General features: G+C 64.1%; 22 protein-coding genes. 7 read left to right on the top strand and 15 right to left on the bottom strand.

Going from position 1 to position 15,845, the window contains the following annotated elements; genetic code table 11:
- Positions 1–147: 147 nt before the first annotated feature.
- Together ACV7NL_RS21600 and ACV7NL_RS21605 are read right to left on the bottom strand one after the other, a co-directional pair.
- The gene (locus tag ACV7NL_RS21600; RefSeq protein WP_082508141.1) at positions 148–300 is read right to left on the bottom strand and encodes a DUF3096 domain-containing protein; all 153 of its coding nucleotides are present in this window, start codon (positions 298–300) and stop codon (positions 148–150) included.
- Between the two features lie 83 nt (positions 301–383).
- On the bottom strand, positions 384–1,025 hold the full coding sequence (locus ACV7NL_RS21605) for a L,D-transpeptidase (protein ID WP_463356833.1): 642 nt from the start codon (positions 1,023–1,025) through the stop codon (positions 384–386).
- A gap of 252 nt (positions 1,026–1,277) precedes the next feature.
- On the opposite strand from ACV7NL_RS21605, the gene ACV7NL_RS21610 reads away from it, so the two are divergent.
- Positions 1,278–1,721 carry a VOC family protein gene (locus ACV7NL_RS21610; protein ID WP_463356834.1) on the top strand — a complete coding sequence of 148 codons (444 nt, stop codon included), beginning with the start codon at positions 1,278–1,280 and terminating at the stop codon, positions 1,719–1,721.
- 30 nt (positions 1,722–1,751) lie between these two features.
- Here the strand turns inward: ACV7NL_RS21610 and ACV7NL_RS21615 are convergent, their stop codons facing one another.
- On the bottom strand, positions 1,752–2,195 hold the full coding sequence (locus ACV7NL_RS21615) for a cyclic nucleotide-binding domain-containing protein (protein ID WP_056190397.1): 444 nt from the start codon (positions 2,193–2,195) through the stop codon (positions 1,752–1,754).
- A gap of 289 nt (positions 2,196–2,484) precedes the next feature.
- Here ACV7NL_RS21615 and ACV7NL_RS21620 point away from each other — a divergent pair, with 289 nt between their 5' ends.
- The gene (locus ACV7NL_RS21620; protein WP_055953126.1) at positions 2,485–2,679 is read left to right on the top strand and encodes a con-10 family general stress protein; all 195 of its coding nucleotides are present in this window, start codon (positions 2,485–2,487) and stop codon (positions 2,677–2,679) included.
- Positions 2,680–3,624: 945 nt separating this feature from the next.
- Here the strand turns inward: ACV7NL_RS21620 and ACV7NL_RS21625 are convergent.
- On the bottom strand, positions 3,625–4,428 hold the full coding sequence (locus ACV7NL_RS21625; protein WP_055953119.1) for a response regulator: 804 nt from the start codon (positions 4,426–4,428) through the stop codon (positions 3,625–3,627).
- A gap of 180 nt (positions 4,429–4,608) precedes the next feature.
- Here ACV7NL_RS21625 and ACV7NL_RS21630 point away from each other — a divergent pair, with 180 nt between their 5' ends.
- On the top strand, positions 4,609–4,827 hold the full coding sequence (locus ACV7NL_RS21630) for a NepR family anti-sigma factor (protein ID WP_463356835.1): 219 nt from the start codon (positions 4,609–4,611) through the stop codon (positions 4,825–4,827).
- A gap of 149 nt (positions 4,828–4,976) precedes the next feature.
- On the opposite strand, the gene ACV7NL_RS21635 is transcribed toward ACV7NL_RS21630, so the two are convergent.
- From ACV7NL_RS21635 to ACV7NL_RS21675, 9 genes are all read right to left on the bottom strand, one after another.
- Positions 4,977–5,153: a DUF1328 domain-containing protein gene (locus tag ACV7NL_RS21635; RefSeq protein ID WP_003599466.1), complete on the bottom strand. Its 177-nt coding sequence runs from the start codon at positions 5,151–5,153 to the stop codon at positions 4,977–4,979.
- Between the two features lie 140 nt (positions 5,154–5,293).
- Positions 5,294–5,533, bottom strand: a complete 240-nt coding sequence (locus ACV7NL_RS21640; RefSeq protein WP_247634530.1) for a hypothetical protein — start codon at positions 5,531–5,533, stop codon at positions 5,294–5,296.
- Between the two features lie 173 nt (positions 5,534–5,706).
- Positions 5,707–6,903: an alpha/beta hydrolase gene (locus ACV7NL_RS21645; RefSeq protein WP_463356836.1), complete on the bottom strand. Its 1,197-nt coding sequence runs from the start codon at positions 6,901–6,903 to the stop codon at positions 5,707–5,709.
- Between the two features lie 155 nt (positions 6,904–7,058).
- The gene (locus tag ACV7NL_RS21650; RefSeq protein ID WP_463356837.1) at positions 7,059–7,262 is read right to left on the bottom strand and encodes a hypothetical protein; all 204 of its coding nucleotides are present in this window, start codon (positions 7,260–7,262) and stop codon (positions 7,059–7,061) included.
- 91 nt (positions 7,263–7,353) lie between these two features.
- Positions 7,354–7,794 carry a response regulator gene (locus ACV7NL_RS21655; RefSeq protein ID WP_056481564.1) on the bottom strand — a complete coding sequence of 147 codons (441 nt, stop codon included), beginning with the start codon at positions 7,792–7,794 and terminating at the stop codon, positions 7,354–7,356.
- Between the two features lie 154 nt (positions 7,795–7,948).
- Positions 7,949–8,845: a dienelactone hydrolase family protein gene (locus ACV7NL_RS21660; RefSeq protein WP_463356838.1), complete on the bottom strand. Its 897-nt coding sequence runs from the start codon at positions 8,843–8,845 to the stop codon at positions 7,949–7,951.
- A gap of 65 nt (positions 8,846–8,910) precedes the next feature.
- Positions 8,911–9,396, bottom strand: a complete 486-nt coding sequence (locus tag ACV7NL_RS21665; RefSeq protein WP_056183303.1) for a hypothetical protein — start codon at positions 9,394–9,396, stop codon at positions 8,911–8,913.
- A gap of 145 nt (positions 9,397–9,541) precedes the next feature.
- On the bottom strand, positions 9,542–10,039 hold the full coding sequence (locus ACV7NL_RS21670; RefSeq protein WP_463356839.1) for a DUF192 domain-containing protein: 498 nt from the start codon (positions 10,037–10,039) through the stop codon (positions 9,542–9,544).
- 11 nt (positions 10,040–10,050) lie between these two features.
- Positions 10,051–10,668: a cold-shock protein gene (locus ACV7NL_RS21675; protein WP_056481558.1), complete on the bottom strand. Its 618-nt coding sequence runs from the start codon at positions 10,666–10,668 to the stop codon at positions 10,051–10,053.
- 314 nt (positions 10,669–10,982) lie between these two features.
- On the opposite strand from ACV7NL_RS21675, the gene ACV7NL_RS21680 reads away from it, so the two are divergent.
- On the top strand, positions 10,983–11,957 hold the full coding sequence (locus ACV7NL_RS21680) for a DUF1624 domain-containing protein (RefSeq protein ID WP_463356840.1): 975 nt from the start codon (positions 10,983–10,985) through the stop codon (positions 11,955–11,957).
- A 25-nt stretch (positions 11,958–11,982) separates the two neighbouring features.
- Here the strand turns inward: ACV7NL_RS21680 and efp are convergent, their stop codons facing one another.
- Complete coding sequence (gene efp / locus ACV7NL_RS21685; RefSeq protein WP_463356841.1) at positions 11,983–12,549, bottom strand: elongation factor P; 567 nt, start codon at positions 12,547–12,549, stop codon at positions 11,983–11,985.
- A gap of 181 nt (positions 12,550–12,730) precedes the next feature.
- Between efp and epmA the strand changes: the two genes are divergently transcribed.
- From epmA to ACV7NL_RS21700, 3 genes are all read left to right on the top strand, one after another.
- Positions 12,731–13,783 carry an EF-P lysine aminoacylase EpmA gene (gene epmA / locus ACV7NL_RS21690; protein WP_463356842.1) on the top strand — a complete coding sequence of 351 codons (1,053 nt, stop codon included), beginning with the start codon at positions 12,731–12,733 and terminating at the stop codon, positions 13,781–13,783.
- Complete coding sequence (locus ACV7NL_RS21695; protein ID WP_463356843.1) at positions 13,780–14,832, top strand: lysine-2,3-aminomutase-like protein; 1,053 nt, start codon at positions 13,780–13,782, stop codon at positions 14,830–14,832. Before epmA ends, ACV7NL_RS21695 begins: the two co-directional genes overlap by 4 nt.
- 118 nt (positions 14,833–14,950) lie before the next feature.
- Positions 14,951–15,415 (top strand): hypothetical protein, encoded by a 465-nt coding sequence (locus ACV7NL_RS21700; RefSeq protein WP_056183320.1) that lies wholly within the window; start codon positions 14,951–14,953, stop codon positions 15,413–15,415.
- A 3-nt stretch (positions 15,416–15,418) separates the two neighbouring features.
- On the opposite strand, the gene ACV7NL_RS21705 is transcribed toward ACV7NL_RS21700, so the two are convergent.
- A complete protein-coding gene (locus tag ACV7NL_RS21705; RefSeq protein ID WP_463356844.1) occupies positions 15,419–15,811 on the bottom strand; it encodes a phage holin family protein in 393 nt (130 codons plus the stop codon).
- Between the last annotated feature and the right edge of the window lie 34 nt (positions 15,812–15,845).

Genomic DNA, 15,845 nt, shown 5'->3' on the forward strand with positions numbered 1-15,845 from the left:
CTGTATCCGTCCGCTTGCAGGAGTGAACACTGCCCCATGCCTAACACGGCGGGTTGGACCATCTCATGCTGCAACGCAAGATGAATGGATCATTCAGGGGCCGACACCGTGACGCTTCGGTCCGGCTGTAACGTGGCCGTCAGGCGATCATCCAAACGAGCGGAAGACGCCGAGGCCAATGAGCCCCACCAGGATCAGATAGATCGCAACGATAAAGTTGAGCAGGCGCGGCATGATCAGGATCAACACGCCGGCTACGAGCGCTATCACTGGTTGAACGCTTGAAATCGTGAAGGTCATGAAACGCTTTCCCGGGTTCGTCCGGTCACCGCAGATCCGATGAGGGCGCCAGGGTGACCGTCAGCTACGACTCGCAGTCGACCTCAAACTCGGTACTTGCCGTTGCGCTTGACGAGGACCTGAGTGCCGACGGGCACCCGCTCATAGAGGTCGACGATGTCTTCGTTGAGCATGCGGACGCACCCCGAAGACATCTGCTCGCCGATGCTCCAGGGCTCGTTGGTGCCATGGATACGGAACAGGATGTCACGATTGCCCTGGTAGAGGTACAGGGCACGGGCGCCGAGGGGATTGTCGACACCGCCCTTGCGGGTGCGCGGCAGGTCCGGATTGAGCGACACCATGGTGGTGGTGGGGCTCCAGTCAGGCCAGACGCCCTTCCGTCCGACCCGGGCCTGACCCTTCCACGAGAAACCCAGCTTGCCGACGCCGACGCCGTACTGCACGGCGGAGCCGTCTTCCTGCACCAGGGCAAGCTGCCGGTTATCGATGTCGACGACGATCGTGCCCGGCTTCTCCGGCCCGGTGTACCACACCACCTGACGTCGGTACTTTGGGTCGAGCCGGTTCTTGTCGACGAGTGGCACGTCATACGGCTTGTCCGGCATCGTTCCGGTGTACCAGGCCGCCTCGTCGTCCTGCGCGAGATTCATGGGACCGCGCGACTGGCATGCGGCGAGGGGTGCGATCAGGATCAGCCCGAGGACGAGGCGGCGGGACGGCATGGACAACTCCACGTTTCGACGCGTTGGGCGACGGCACTGTCCCCTGACTACCCCTCCCGGCCGCCCGACGTTGTGTCATTCCCGCCGCAGTCATGATGTTGCTGACCTTCCCGGAAGTAGTCCTCGCTCTGTCGGGCCGGGAAGCGACGTTTTCGAGGTGCCTACGATCGGCCGGCGTTTGGAGCCATTGCGTCGAAGGAAGCGGCCTCGCATGATCGGACTACCCATCCTGGGAACGAGGCACGATCGCGCATGGTCGAGACGCAGACGCTGGCAAATTTTGACACCGGCACATTCCTGACCGATCTCGCCCCGGCCGTGCACCTGGACCATTGCGTCATTCATGTCACCGACTGGGCGCGGTCCAATGCCTTCTATCGTGACGTCATGGGCGCAGAACTCATCCCGCGCGGAGCGGCGTTCGCCTACCGCTTTGGAGGGGTGCAGCTGAACGTTCATGGGCCGGGCGTGAGTGCGGCCCCGCTCGCCGAGCGGCCTGTCATGCCGGGCAACAGCGATCTCTGCTTCCGCTGGTCGGGGACGATCGAGCAGGCCGCCGCCCATCTGGCGTCGCAAGGCGTAACCGTGGAACTCGGACCGGTCGAGCGCAATGGAGCCGCCGGATCCGGCGTCAGTCTCTATTTCCGAGACCCGGATGGGTCCCTGATGGAATTCATCACCTATCCGGCTGCCTGAATCGACAGGTCTACGCTACCCCGACCCCGCCTAACCCCGGGTCTCGGCAAGCTGCTGATTGGTCTGTTCGAGACGGAGGGCCAATTCCCGCATCACTGCGATGGCGATCGGAGGGAACTGAGCCAGCAACTCCAAAAACACGGTGCGGTCGATCCGCAGTGCGGTGGCCGGTTCTACCGCGGCGACCGTGGCGGAGCGCGGCTGATCGGCCAGGATGCCCATTTCGCCAACCAGGGCATTGGCGCCGAGGAGCGCAAGGCGGAACGGACCATGCGGCCCTTCTATCGCGACCTCGGCCGACCCTTCCAGCAACAGGTAGGCTGCATCGGCGGCGTCGCCGCGCGCGAAGAGTTGCTGCCCCGCCTCGAAATGTACTCGCTCACTCGTGAAGGCAAGCAACTTGAGGCGCGAGGGCTCGACACCCCTGAACAACGGCACCTGGCGAAGGGACGTAACCTCGGTTTCGAGGGTCATAGGGCGGGCTCCAGCGGCGCGACGTCCTTGCGGGCACGCCGCGATCGTCATGTATCCAATGCGGGCCAAACAGGCTTTGTCCAGCCCCGGCGAGTGGGGTCGCTGCTGGCGAAACCCTGACGCCGGCCTACGGCCGACGGGCTGAGACCACCCAACGCAGGTTCAATGGTTACGCTCGGATTAAATGCCAATGGTGGCGGTACTAACTGCCGGCTCAGCCATCAGACGAGGAACCATCGATATTGGCAAAGGTTGTGATGACAGTGAACGCATAGCTGAGGAGGCACTGATGGCATCAGGAAATTCCACCTCGAAGCGAGGTTTCGCATCGATGGACCTCGAACGGCAGCGAGAGATCGCGAGCAAGGGCGGCCGCAGCGTCCCGGCAGAAAAGCGCTCGTTTTCGCAGGACCGCGAATTGGCATCGAATGCCGGCCGTAAGGGCGGCCAGTCCAGTGGGTCCGGTCGTCCCGGCGACGAGTAATTTCGGGACGGCGTGCAGCCTCAATAGGGTGCACGCCGTTTCACGCGAGCCGTTCCACGCAACAAGAAACACCCCGTTCCTATGGAACGGGGTGTTTCTTGTTGAAGCCTTGGACGACAGCCGAACGTTTCATGTCATGCACCGGCCAGGTACCATGCGGCGGGCCTCAGGGCCCGCCAGAGAGCTGATCGAGCGTTCACAACCTTCCTGAAGCGGCTTCCGAACACGAGGGATGTCCCGTTCGCTTGCTGTTTGACCGATTGAGGGTGCAACAAGCATCGGCCGGTCTCGAATATTCGGTATCGACGCGATGTGAACGGGACGTACGGTCCGCGGGGGAAACATTGCCTCCCCGCTGGCATTGGCGGGCGCTGATATGACTGAGCGCTGTTGAACGATGTTCTGATCAGCGCTGTGGCGCAGGGCCGGATGTATCAGCAGTGTCAACAGCGCAGCCGGCCCACTCACATTGAGAAACAAGCCGGAGCGAAACATCGTCGTAATCTCCACAGGGAGCTTGACAGGCTAATGCGGTAACGCGGCGCTGCCACAACGGTTCCTTAACCGTTCGATCGTGGGTATCGTGGCGTTAGCCGAATAAATCGCTTTGTCTGGAGTAACGAAAGATCGGCTGCAGGAGCGCTTACGCTGTGGCCTCAGCGCATCACAGCGGAGAAAAATGCAGCAGGGTCTGGCCCATTCGGAACCTGCGGTTCTCGACGCCGTTGTTCGAGCACCCGGCCGCCTGGTCCTCCCCCGCATTCCCCTTGTGCACAGGCCGGAACCTTCCAAACGGGTCGGATTTTCCGACCCGTTTTTTTATGCCGGCCCGCCACGCGACAGCGGCCCGCGCCGCAACGAAAAAACCCCGGTGCGGACACCGGGGTTGATGAGCGATCGGATGGGAGATCCAGCGCGAACGCGACGTTCCGGGGCTGGGGTATATCAGGCGGACTTCGCCTCACGTCGCCGAGCGCTTTGCTGGAAGAACAGGGCTTGGCTGATCACGGCCGAGACGTTGGCAGGCTGGAACGGCTTCGCAATGAGGAACGCCGGCTCCGGCCGTTCGCCCGTCAGGAAGCGCTCGGGATAGGCGGTGATGAAGATAACCGGGACCTCGAAGGTCTTGAGGAGATCGTTAACGGCATCAAGACCCGAACTCCCGTCGGCGAGCTGGATGTCAGCGAGGATCAGACCTGGACGAGTTCCACCGGACGCGATCTTGATAGCCTCCGTCCGGGTCCGCGCGACCCCGATCACGTTGTGGCCGAGTCCTTCGACCAAAGCCTCGAGATCCATGGCAATCAGAGGCTCGTCCTCAATGATCAGAATCTCGGTTGCCATATCAGCGGCAAGTTCGCGGCCTGCCTCGTCGACGAGGTCGCGGACTTGGCTGACGTCGACGTCGAGAATGATCGCCGCGTCTTCTTCGGAAAACCCTTCGAGGCAGGAGAGCAAGAAGGCTTGGCGTGGCAGAGGCGTGATCTGTCCGAGCCGGACTTCCGCCGGAAGGTCATGCTGCACCTGTTCGCTCTGGCCATTCACGGACAGCGAATTCCAGATTCGGGTGAAGACACGAAACAGGTCGGCCTTCACGTTGGAGCTGCGACCGAGCGTCTCCGGCTCGTTCACGAGAGTCTCCAGGGTGGCCGCTACGTAAGCGTCGCCAGCAACCTGGCTGCCGGTCAGCGCCCGCGCATAACGGCGCAGGTACGGCAGATGCTGAACGACGAGTTGAGCTGTCGACATTATATCCCCTTGGCTTTGCCGTTCTCTCGGGCGCCTCCGCCACAACGCGGAATGCAGGGCTCCGTTCCGCTGGTCGGGAACCGATTGTTCACACCAGCGTTGCAGGTGCAGCCATGGCCTATGTGAAGCCGCAAAACAATCGCGGCGATGTCGCTTGTCGACATCCAAGGGGACCTTAGTATGGATGATGACGGATCGAGGCATGGGCCTTCGGCGGAAGGTTCTACCTCGAAGGCGGACGCCTCGTCGGCAGGACAAGGCCTCAGCGATCACACCCAGAAACGCATCGGTCTACATTTGCGCGCGATGTACGATACCATCGTTCAGCAACCCGTGCCGGACCGTTTCCGCGATCTGATCGCGCAGCTCGACACGTCTTCTCCCCCTTCCGAACCCTAAGCTCCAGGTGATGGTGGACCCACAATTACCTGTTTCAGTGTCGGGATGAGGACATCTCTCGATTGGACCGTTGCCGAAATAAGAAAGGCCGCCCGTCTTGGGGCGGCCTTCACGTCAGAGTCGCGAAGCGTAACGCGCCGCTTGGCTCGTTAGAGTGTCGGCGAACGGCCGCGCATCAGGCCGATGACGGCCGAAATGGCGAACAGAACGATCGCAACGAAGAATACCAGCTTGGCGGCTTCCATTGCGGTGCCGGCAATACCACCGAAGCCAAGAAGCGCCGCGACGAGGGCGACGACCAGGAACGTAACGGCCCATCCGAGCATGTGACTCACCCCTTGAACAAGTACGGTGCAGCATGGGCTGCGACCTCATGACAGCATAACGCCAACTTAGCTGGACGGTTCCTGCGCGCGTCACAGGATCGCCACGTTTTCAACATGCCGCGAAAAGCCGAAAACGTTCATCAGGTCCGACGGTTTTCGCCGGGTCCCGACAACGGACCTTCAAGACCCTTTCGACGAAAGGATCTCTGCAAGGCGAGCCCCGCGATGGCGATCGCCACGCCAAATTGCGCCAATCCGTTCTCGGCGAGATCTCCAGTCGCACAATTGAGCTGAATCGCCATTCTCGTGAGGCCGTTCAGCACGATGACTGTGGCGCAGAACAGTGTCGACGCGCCAAGGATAGCGATGAAATCGGGCATGATGGCCTGTCCGGTCGATCCGGACGTAGGTCACGCAAAGCTTGCGCCACGTCTCGCGATTGTGCCGGCACTTCAGCAACCCATGCCGGCGTCGGTGGATTTTGGCATCCACTGAATACCGACGCTTTATCGGCGCGCGTGGAGTGCCGCCGAAGAACTTCGATATGGAATATTCAGGGACGTCGTGCCGGCTGTGATTTGGGCCGATCGGCGGCCGCCGCAGGCGTTCGTTGCGATGCCGTCGGCTGGACAGCCGGCGCTCGTGGGGTTTCGACGACCAGGCGCTTCACCGGCCAGCCATCGGCCCAGCGTTCCATGTCGCTGAAACGAGGATTGCCCTTCAGGGTTGTCGCATCGGTGCCGGAGAACGCCGAAGCGGCGGCAAGGTCGAAGGTCTTCCAGTAGGCTAAATAGTCCAAGCTATCGGCCCGTGCGTTGTTGATCTGTGAAACCAGTGTGGTCTGTTCGCCGGTCAACGCCATGTCCGGAGACCACTTGAAGGGCGGGGCCGGCTGCTTCGGATCGCGTGGCGGCTCAGGCGGGAGCTTGATCGCCGCCCCGTCATACGCGGAATCGACCGCCGCTGGAGAGGTCAGCGTGGCGGCCAAGGCGGGAAAGCCATGGTCATCCGACAGCGCCCGCACGAACAGCTTACGCTCAGCTGGAACTGCGCTGGCATCCCGCAGCAGCCGTCGAGCGGCAAGATCGGCGGCCCGGGCATCACGATCGCCGATTACGGTGACCACCAGCGTCTCCGGCGCAATCCGACTGAGATCGTGCAGAACCACGCCCCGCGCCCGCGCATCGCTGGCAATCCCGCCGGGCATCACGGCAAATACCAGCCGCGGAGTGGGCAGGCCCTGCTCTAAGGCATCAGCAGCGAAGTTTGCCGCAATGGGTGCGCCGGCAAGATGGCCGATCACGGCGACACGCTTCACATCGGGCTTTGCCTCCGCGTCGGCCGCCAGATCCGAAAGGGTCGCCTTGACGATGCGCTCGGCAATGGCGGTCGATTCGGATGGGCGAGTGCGATTAAGATCCTGGAACCGTGGGAAGATGACCAGGGACCCGGTCCGCGCAAGGTGGTCGATCCAGCTCCCATAGGCCTGCGGGTTCGGGGCGCCCCAAGCATGCAGGAGGATGACGACCGGTCGTCCCTGGGCCGGCGCGTCACCAGACTTGTAGAACACGAAGCTACCAGACCCCGCCTTGCCGAGACCGCGCTTCACGATCGCGGCAGCTCGATCGCCGACCCCGCCGGGACCCTCAGCCGGTTGGTTCGGCGGAGTGGCAGCGATCACCGGCGTGGCCAGAGAGATGAGGCAGGCAGCGCTGATCGCGGCGACACCGAAACTCAGGTTCAGACGCATGGTTGATCCGGTGACGCAGGCCCGTACGTCTCATGTCCCAAGCTCGAAAAGCCGGTCCTAGCGAAGCACGGAGGAAATGTGATCCGAACCATACGTCAAGTCGCAGCGGACAAGTGCGGTATTCCCGCCGCACCCGGCCGGTAGAATGCAAGGCTTCAGCGACCGATGTCCCTGACCCGCTCCTCAATCAGGACGGCGAGTTGCAGAAGATCCCTCGGCTGATCAGAATCCGTCATCGGCTCATAGATGTTCCGCAAACTGTGTCCGATGGTGGCAAGCAGCCAATCATCCGATAAGCCTGTCAACGAGGACCAGAATTCATCCGGACGTTGGGCGTTCACCGACTGCGCAAAGGTCATCGCTGGCTTTCGGGCCATCGCTCGGCCTCTCGATTTCAGAAACCGGACAACGGCCTTCTGCGTCAATGTTTCCCTTGATTTAAGATAATTTTCAGTTGCCGGGGGCCGACGAACCGATGATGTCAGGCCTGGAAACGCTGCTATCGGTTCGGCCGGCGGCTTCCTGCACCCAGGCTAGAATGTCGGCTGCTCGCCACGGCTTCGGAATGAAAGTCGCTGAAACACGCAAGTCACTCGGCTGATCGCCGGCATCCCCGGATGTCAGAAGGACCCGGACACGCGGCCAAGTTACGCCGATGATGCGGGCCAGCTCGAAGCCGCCGATCGGGCCGGGTGTGCGCACGTCAGAGAAGACGACACTGACTTCGTCGCCCCGGTCGTTCAGGATCGCGAGTGCGCGCTCGGCTGTCTCGGCCTCGATAACGCGAAAACCGGTTTCCTCGAGCAGCTCAGCCGCGAGGAAGCGCTCGTCTGGTTCGTCCTCGACGACGAGGATTACGGGACGTGCATCAGACGAATTCACAGCGCTCATGGGTCCGGTACGCTCTTCGGGCCAGAACGGCGGGCCAAGCGCAATCTTGCGCCATGGGGGCGCATCGCTGTCAATGTGGCGGAACCAACCGAATATCCGGATCGAGGCTTGCGGACTCGTCCTGTGCTTTCAGCGTCACGCTTTTCTAAGGATTTTAGCCAACGCCATGAGATTTCAGAAAGGCTAAGGCGCGTGCCCATCCGTCTTTGGCATCCGCTTCGCGATAGCTTGGCCGATAATCGGCGTGAAAGCCGTGGGGTGCCTCGGGATAGACGACGAGCTCGACCGATTTGCCTGCGGCTTTTGCCTTGTCTCGTGCAGCCTCCACGGCCGCGACCGGAATGCCGGCATCGGCACCGCCGTAAAGGCAGAGCAGTGGCGCCTGTATATCGGCGGCGACGTCCGATGCGGTTTTCGGCTGGATCTCGGTGCGCTCACCCCCGACTGGCCCGTACCAGGCGATTCCCGCTTTCAGGTCCTTTCGGTGTGCGGCGTAGAGCCAGACGCCTCGCCCACCACGACACCACCCCATGGCGGCGATCCGCCCCTGGTCCCCACGCGACGTCGAAATGGCCCAGGCGGCTGCTGAGTCGAGGTCGGCGATCCACTGTGCGTCGGGTGTCTTCGAAATGATGTCGCGAATGATCACCTTCGCATCGGTCATCGTCGAAAGATCGCCCTGACGCGCATAAAGTTCAGGCGCGACCGCACAGTAGCCGGCTTGAGCCAGGCGACGACAGATATCTTTGATGTAGTCGTGGACGCCGAAGATCTCCTCGATAACCAGCACGATCGGAAATGGCCCCTCGCCCTTCGGCATGGCTCGGTAGCCTGGCATGGGACCGTCGACGGCTGGGATCTTGACTTCGCCGGCCTCGATCGAGTCGGCATCCGTGTGGATGACCTGAGCATCGACCGAACTGGTTGCCAGGGTCAGACCGGTCATCAAGCTGGTCATGACAAAGCCGCGTCGCGAGAAGGGCGGCGTCAGCAGGCCGTCGAGACCTTCGAGGTTTGAGCTGTCCTCAACATGATCCGGTGTCTGCGACATGAGATCCTCGCGGCGAATTTCGACGTCGTCGAGTACCTAGGGCATGCAGCAGCAGCGACCAGACGTTAGAGGGCGATACGGTGACGGCTCGTTTCGCCGATCCGCTGAGACGCCGGTAATCCCATCCGCCGCGCTATGACCCGCCCCTCGGAGGCCGGATTGCGTTTTCGAGAGGTGCCCTTCACCGTTGATTTCGGTCGCACGAGATCCCCGAGCGATACGAAGTCCTCCTCGCTCTTTTGCGAAGCGCCCGATGCCACGAAACCGAAGGCGACCGCGAAGGATTGCGCCAGATCGGCATCGCGCGCGACGCCGAAGGCATCGATCGCAGCCAGGAACGCCTCGCGGAAGAGGCGGACCGTGCACCAGTTCTTCTCGGCCAAGTGCAGGGGCCATTCCCAAAGATTGTCGCGCCGAATCCCAATCGCCTCTCGGGCGATGAAGTACCCGGTCTCGCGATGCTCGAGACCGTCGGCAGCCACACGCCAGTCCGCATTCTCGAAAAGGATCGGGCTCGGCCGGCACGCGTCGTCTAAAGTGAGATCGAACATGATGTCCCCTCGCCGCCAGTCCCGCGGCTGCCTGGTGGCAGTCCCGAAATGGATCAGAACATTAAGGGAACACTGATGGGAAACCTCGGCGACGTCAAGCCTTTGTTCTCGGTGTGTTCGAGGGTGGGACCCGGAAGAACCGACGCTAGCGCGCCGGCTTCTCGAAGAGTGAGTGCTCCACCCGGTCTCCGGCATGCAGACGGAGACGTGCCGCGGTCCCGGCATTGAGTTCGAGCACGGACAGCACCGGTTCGTTCGACGGAATGACCTTTGTCGAGAGCGGCTCGGTATCTGCCGCGATCTTTGCGATGGTGCCGTCGGCCCGGATGAACACCATGTCGAGCGGCAGGTAGGTGTTCTTCATCCACATCGCCACCGGGGCGGAAGCCTGAAAATCGAACAGCATGCCGTGGTCGGGCGCCATCGAGCGACGGTACATCAGGCCGCGCGAACGCTCCGCGTCGGTGCGCATCACCTCGACGGCGAAGACGTGCCGTCCCTCGCGGCCCACGATGCTCAGCGGTTCGGTCGGTCCCGAACGCGCATCCTGCGCCACCGCTGGATCGAGGATCAGGGCGAGGAGCACAAGGGCGAGGAGCGCGCGACATCCATCGCGCCAGTCGATCACGTGTCTGGAGAGCACCGGACCATCCGTCAGTGTGAGGCGGGCAGCGCGCCGTCGAGGAGCCGGACTTCGGCGGCCATCTTGCCCTTGGAACCATCGCCATAGCGGACGAGAACCATCTCGCCCGGCTTGAGTTCGGCGATCCCGTAGCGGCGAAGCGTCTCCATGTGAACGAAGATATCGGGTGTCCCATCGCCGCGGCTGAGAAAGCCGAAGCCGCGGAGACGGTTGAACCACTTCACCACCGCGGTTTCGAGCCCGCTGGTGGGTGTAACCGTGACATGCGTGCGCGGAAGCGGCAGCTCTGAGGGGTGCAGCGCCGTCGACTGGTCGAGCGAGATCACCCGGAAAGCCTGCCAGCCGCGCGGCCGCTCGGTGGCCTCCACGACGACGCGTGCGCCCTCGCTGGCGCTTTGGTGCCCGTCGCGACGCAGGCAGGTGATGTGGAGAAGCACGTCGGCCGAGCCGTCGTCGGGGACGATGAATCCGAAGCCCTTCGAGACATCGAACCATTTGATCCGACCGGCGACCTCCATGAGGTCGAGGGGCCGCTGGGCATCGATGCTCTGTCCTTCGACGGAGCGGTTCTCGTCCTGCTCCCCCGACGAACGCTGCCCAAACGGGCCTGAACCGAAATCGTCAGACATGTCAGCAACCCACACCGAATCACGTCACGCGACCCGCGCCAGAGATTAACAAAGTCATGACTCGGCGGAAGCCCGTTTCATGCGTCCGCCGGCTTCCCGATGCCGCATTGTTCGGCAGGGCTGTGCGCGTGCAACAGCGCACCTTGCCATTTTCCGGCGCAAAGACCGGCGGGGGCTCAGGATTTTTTCGATCGAGCGCGCAAAGCTGAAATTTCGTTAGCGCTGTTGCGCGAAAGCGTCCGTCGAGACCGGAGATCGTCGCGTCGTCGCGGAGGCCATCATTCGATGGTACGGCCTCTGCGATGAAATCCTGGTTGTTGACCTCCGTCGCGCCGCGCTTCCGGTACGCTGCTCTGGATGCCGCGCGTGGCCTCGCACTGCTGGCGATGGCGCTCTACCACGCCACGTGGGATCTCGGGGCTCTACGGCTCACGCCGGAGAACTATGCCCTGACGCCGCCGGGGCGCATGATCGCTCACGGAATCGCCGGAACCTTCCTCGTGCTCGTCGGCATCGGGCTCGTTCTGATGAATGGCGGCCGCTTCGCACCCAAGCGCTTCGGCCTGCGATTCGCCCGCATCGCGGCTGCGGCCGCCCTTGTGACAGTCGCAACCTACCTCACCGATCCATCAAGCTATATCTTTTTCGGCATCCTGCACTGCATCGCGGCCTCGAGCGTGCTGGCCCTGCCCTTCGTGCAGGCGCCCGGCTGGGCGGCCGCCGCTGGAGCAGCCGTCGTGATCGCCGCTCCGCTTTGGGCCTCCGGCGGTCCGTTCGATGCGCCGATCCTGTCCTTCATCGGATTGGGACGCGGCACGCCGCAGACCAACGACTACGTGCCGCTGTTTCCCTGGTTCGGCATGGTACTGGTGGGGGTGGCGCTGGCCCGATACGGGCGGGACACCGTCGGCCGATCGCGATTGGCCGACTGGTCCGGGACTGGTTGGTTCGGGCGTGGTCTGAGCTGGGCCGGTCGCCACAGTCTGGCGATCTACCTCATCCATCAGCCCATTCTGATGGCTCTGCTGACGGGCCTCGTCGCCCTGACCGGACCGCATCCGCAGGCGGGTGTCGCCGAGTTTCGGGCGCTTTACGTACGAAACTGCCTTGCCACTGGCGGCGAAAGCACAGCCTGCAGCCGGGCCGCCGCCTGCGTCTCGGACGCCTTTCGGCGAGAGAACCTCTGGGCCGACCGGCCCCGAAGCTTCACCCAGGCGGAGCGCCAGCGAGCCCAGAGCCTGTCGCAGACCTGCTACGAGGCCGCTAAGGGAACGGCCCCAGCCCCGTGAGGCGGAGGGCCGTTCCCGGAATCGGTCAGTCCTTGGCGCGTTCCACGTAGGAGCCATCCTCGGTCATGATCACGACGCGGGTGCCGACGGCGATGTGGGGTGGAACGGCCGTGCGTACGCCGTTGGAGAGAATGGCGGGCTTGTAGGACGACGAGGCGGTCTGGCCCTTCATCGCCGGCTCGGTCTCGGTCACTTCGAGAACGACGCGCTGCGGCAGGTCCAGGGTCAGCGCGACGCCGTTATGGGTCGAGACCATCACGGCCATGCCTTCCTGCAGGTACGGCGCGGCGGAGCCGACGACGTCCTTCGGGATCGCGACCTGATCGTAGTTCTCGGGGTTCATGAAGTGGAAGCCCTCGCTGTCCTCGTACAGGAAGGTGTGCTCCCGGTCCTCGACGAAGGCGCGCTCGACCGATTCGGTGGTGCGGTAGCGCTCGGAGACCTTCACGCCGTCGGTGATGCGGCGCATGTCGAGCTGGGTCACCGGGGTGCCCTTGCCGGGATGGATGTTCTCGACCGTCAGGATGACGTAGAGCTTGCCCTCCTTGTCGACGACGTTGCCCTTGCGGAGCGTAGAGGCGATCACCTTCACGGGGTCTGGTCCTGCTGTGTTCGTTGAAAAAACGGACGCGGCGCCCCGACGCGGAATCCTCCGCGGGAGCGACATCTTGGCTCCGCCACTAACCTATCCGCGCCACCGTTGCCAGTCGCACCGCAAGGCGGCACTCCCGAGACCCTGATGTCCTCCCGTGCGGGCCGCAAAGTTTTCGCGTATGAACACCCCCTCCCCCTGGTGGGCACCGCATCGCCACGCCGACCGCCGTCCGGCCCTGATGGCGCGAAACCGCATCGTCGCCGCTGTCCGCGCGCATTTCGCGGCGGCCGAGTTCGTTGAGATCGATGCGGCCGCCCTCCAGATCTCTCCAGGCAACGAGGCCCATCTCTCGGCCTTCAGCACGGAGGCGCTCGGATCGGACGGGGCGCGTCAGCCGCTTTACCTGCACACCTCGCCGGAATTCGCCTGCAAGAAGCTGCTGGCGGCCGGTGAGCCGCGCCTCTTCAGCATCGCCCGTGTCTATCGCAACCGGGAGCGCGGGCCCTTGCACCATCCGGAATTCACGATGCTCGAATGGTACCGGGCCGGGGCCGAGTACATGGAATTGATGCAGGACTGCGCCGACCTCCTGGCGCTCGCGGCCGACACCGCCGGCATCGGCACGTTGCGCCATCGTGATCGGGAGGCCAACCCGTTCGCGACGTTCGAGCGCTTGACCCTGGCCGAGGCATTTGCCGAGCGCGCCGGCATCGATCTCCTCGCCACCATCGATCGTGACGGTTCAACCGACCGCGACGCGCTCGCCGGGGCGGTGCGTCGGGCAGACCTCCGGGTGGCGGAGGACGACACCTGGGCCGATCTGTTCAGTCGGGTGCTGGTGGCGCGGATCGAGCCGCATCTGGGCATCGGGCGGCCGACCATCCTGTATGAATACCCGGTCAGCGAAGCGGCGCTGGCGCGGCCGAGTCCACACGATCCCCGCGTGGCCGAGCGCTTCGAGCTCTATGCCTGCGGCGTTGAACTCGCCAATGGATTCGGGGAGCTCACAGATGCCGACGAGCAGCGCCGGCGCTTCACGCTGGAAATGGCCGAGAAGGCTCGCGTCTATGGCGAGACCTATCCGATCGACGAGGACTTCCTCGAAGCCCTGGCGATCATGCCGGAGGCAAGTGGCATCGCCCTCGGCTTCGATCGCCTCGTCATGCTGGCAACCGATGCCCGCCACATCGAGGATGTGATCTGGACGCCGGTGGCGGGCGGAGCTCGATGAAGACGGCCCTGCGCAGTCCAGCCGCCCTCGTCCGTGCGGGCCTCGTGGCGCCCGGCGATCTCTCGGCCCTGGAGGCCGTCGCGGCGCGCTATGCCGTCTCGCTGACACCTGACATGGCCGAGTTGATCGATCCGTGCGATGCCGCCGACCCGATCGCGCGGCAGTTCCTGCCCCGGGCCGAAGAACTCGTGACCCGGCCCGAGGAGGACGCTGATCCCATCGGCGACGCGGCCCACAGCCCCCTGCCGGGCCTCGTGCATCGCTATCCCGACCGGGTCCTGCTCAAGCCCCTGCACGTCTGCCCGGTCTATTGCCGCTTCTGCTTTCGGCGCGAGATGGTTGGCCCGGAGGGCCAGGGGACCCTGAGCGAAGCCGAACTCACCGAAGCCTTCGCCTACATCGCGGACCGGCCGGAAATCTGGGAAGTCGTCGTTACCGGGGGCGATCCGTTCGCACTCTCGGTGCGCCGCCTCGCACACCTCGCCGGCGCTCTCGGGGCCATCCCGCACGTGCGCGTCCTGCGCTTTCACACGCGGGTCCCCGTCGTCGATCCGGGCACGGTCGACGACGACCTGATCGGCGCCCTGAAACGTTTCGGCGGCGCGGTCTTCGTGGCTCTGCATGCCAACCATCCCGCGGAATTCACTCCGGCGGCGATGGCGGCGGTGGCGAGGCTGGTGGATGCCGGGATCCCGATGGTGAGCCAGACGGTCCTCCTGGCAGGCGTCAACGACGATCCCGCGACCTTGGCGCTCCTGATGCGTCGCTTCGTCGAGAACCGGATCAAGCCGTACTACCTGCATCACGGCGACCTCGCACCGGGGACCGGACACCTGCGGACGGACTTGGCGGCCGGGCGCGATCTCGTCCGCACCCTGAGGGGCGGTCTGTCCGGCCTCGCGCAGCCGACCTACGTCCTCGACATCCCCGGCGGGCACGGCAAGGTCCCGGTGGGGCCGGACTACCTTGAGCGAGCCGGGACGACTTGGCGGGTCACCGACCCTCAGGGCACCACTCACGCGTATCCGCCGAAGCCGGCGCGTCCGTAGGTCCCGGCCGCGGGTGCGTTGACAGCGCTGCGGCGCCAAGCTTTTGATGCGGTCGATCTGCCATGCGACGGTCCAGCCAGGGCGACGCAGGCGGAACGCCAGGTGTTCGGGGAAACGAATGGGTGTGTTTCAAGAGTTCGTCGGGCGTTTCTCCCAGACCATGGGGGCCTTTCTCGGCGACCGCCCCCTGATGGAGGCAGCGGTCTCGGCCTCGGCCAATGTGATCCTGGCGGATTACGAAATCGACGAGGAGGAGATCGAGGCAGCGCTCGCCGGCATGCGTTCCAATCCGATCCTGGAGCGGGGCTACGACACGTTGAAGCTGGAATCGGAGCTGTTCGAGGGCATTGCCCGCGCGCGGACGCGGGCTGGGCGCGCGGAGAACCTGAGCTTCGTCTCGGCCATCGCCGAGCGGGACGTTGCCCAGCGGACCAGCGTGTTCCTGATCGCGGCGGATGTCGCCGATCAGGCCGGGATCAGCGAGCTCGAGCATGTGGCGCTGGCTGAGATTGCAACTGCGCTCGGCGTCGACAAGGACGCTCTGCTCGGTGCTGCGACGCCGGCCGGCAGACCTCGTATGTAAGGCTCAGTCGTCGTTCCGGGCGGTCATCAAGGTGGCATCCTTCTCGATCTGACGCTCGAATCGGCGCGGAAGCAGGTTCGAGCGGTCCATCCGACGCAGTCCGAGCATCATCAGGATCAGGGCAACGGCCGCAAACGGGGCACCGACGATCAGCGCCGCCAGGATTTCCGACCCGATCAGAGCCGCCAGACCCTTCACCAGAGCCACGAGCACCATCGCCAACGCAGCCACCAGCAGGATGACGGCTGTACCGAAGCAGGCGAACACGCCCAGGATGGCGCGGATGTTGCCATCCGTCTCCCGGCGCATCAGTTCGAGTTCCTGCCCCACGAGATCTCCGCCGTGGCGCAGGCCCTCGCTGATCAGGCGTCCGAGGCTCGGCGTCGGTGGGGCCATCGGGGCGAGTCCTTTTCGTTGGCCGAAGCATCCT

It is taken from the genome of Methylobacterium sp. Ger2507 (assembly GCF_055231875.1).

Excerpts from the sequence above, each read along its gene's own strand:
- ACV7NL_RS21645 (WP_463356836.1), bottom strand. The coding sequence starts at position 6,903 with ATGCGTCTGAACCTGAGTTTCGGTGTCGCCGCGATCAGCGCTGCCTGC.
- ACV7NL_RS21700 (WP_056183320.1), top strand. The coding sequence starts at position 14,951 with ATGGGTGTGTTTCAAGAGTTCGTCGGGCGTTTCTCCCAGACCATGGGG.
- ACV7NL_RS21705 (WP_463356844.1), bottom strand. The coding sequence starts at position 15,811 with ATGGCCCCACCGACGCCGAGCCTCGGACGCCTGATCAGCGAGGGCCTG.
- ACV7NL_RS21620 (WP_055953126.1), top strand. The coding sequence starts at position 2,485 with ATGGCATCAGGAAATTCCACCTCGAAGCGAGGTTTCGCATCGATGGAC.
- ACV7NL_RS21600 (WP_082508141.1), bottom strand. The coding sequence starts at position 300 with ATGACCTTCACGATTTCAAGCGTTCAACCAGTGATAGCGCTCGTAGCC.
- ACV7NL_RS21695 (WP_463356843.1), top strand. The coding sequence starts at position 13,780 with ATGAAGACGGCCCTGCGCAGTCCAGCCGCCCTCGTCCGTGCGGGCCTC.
- ACV7NL_RS21635 (WP_003599466.1), bottom strand. The coding sequence starts at position 5,153 with ATGCTCGGATGGGCCGTTACGTTCCTGGTCGTCGCCCTCGTCGCGGCG.
- epmA (WP_463356842.1), top strand. The coding sequence starts at position 12,731 with ATGAACACCCCCTCCCCCTGGTGGGCACCGCATCGCCACGCCGACCGC.
- ACV7NL_RS21615 (WP_056190397.1), bottom strand. The coding sequence starts at position 2,195 with ATGACCCTCGAAACCGAGGTTACGTCCCTTCGCCAGGTGCCGTTGTTC.
- ACV7NL_RS21625 (WP_055953119.1), bottom strand. The coding sequence starts at position 4,428 with ATGTCGACAGCTCAACTCGTCGTTCAGCATCTGCCGTACCTGCGCCGT.
- ACV7NL_RS21675 (WP_056481558.1), bottom strand. The coding sequence starts at position 10,668 with ATGTCTGACGATTTCGGTTCAGGCCCGTTTGGGCAGCGTTCGTCGGGG.
- ACV7NL_RS21610 (WP_463356834.1), top strand. The coding sequence starts at position 1,278 with ATGGTCGAGACGCAGACGCTGGCAAATTTTGACACCGGCACATTCCTG.
- ACV7NL_RS21665 (WP_056183303.1), bottom strand. The coding sequence starts at position 9,396 with ATGTTCGATCTCACTTTAGACGACGCGTGCCGGCCGAGCCCGATCCTT.
- ACV7NL_RS21640 (WP_247634530.1), bottom strand. The coding sequence starts at position 5,533 with ATGCCCGATTTCATCGCTATCCTTGGCGCGTCGACACTGTTCTGCGCC.
- ACV7NL_RS21630 (WP_463356835.1), top strand. The coding sequence starts at position 4,609 with ATGGATGATGACGGATCGAGGCATGGGCCTTCGGCGGAAGGTTCTACC.
- ACV7NL_RS21655 (WP_056481564.1), bottom strand. The coding sequence starts at position 7,794 with ATGAGCGCTGTGAATTCGTCTGATGCACGTCCCGTAATCCTCGTCGTC.
- ACV7NL_RS21605 (WP_463356833.1), bottom strand. The coding sequence starts at position 1,025 with ATGCCGTCCCGCCGCCTCGTCCTCGGGCTGATCCTGATCGCACCCCTC.
- ACV7NL_RS21660 (WP_463356838.1), bottom strand. The coding sequence starts at position 8,845 with ATGTCGCAGACACCGGATCATGTTGAGGACAGCTCAAACCTCGAAGGT.
- ACV7NL_RS21650 (WP_463356837.1), bottom strand. The coding sequence starts at position 7,262 with ATGACCTTTGCGCAGTCGGTGAACGCCCAACGTCCGGATGAATTCTGG.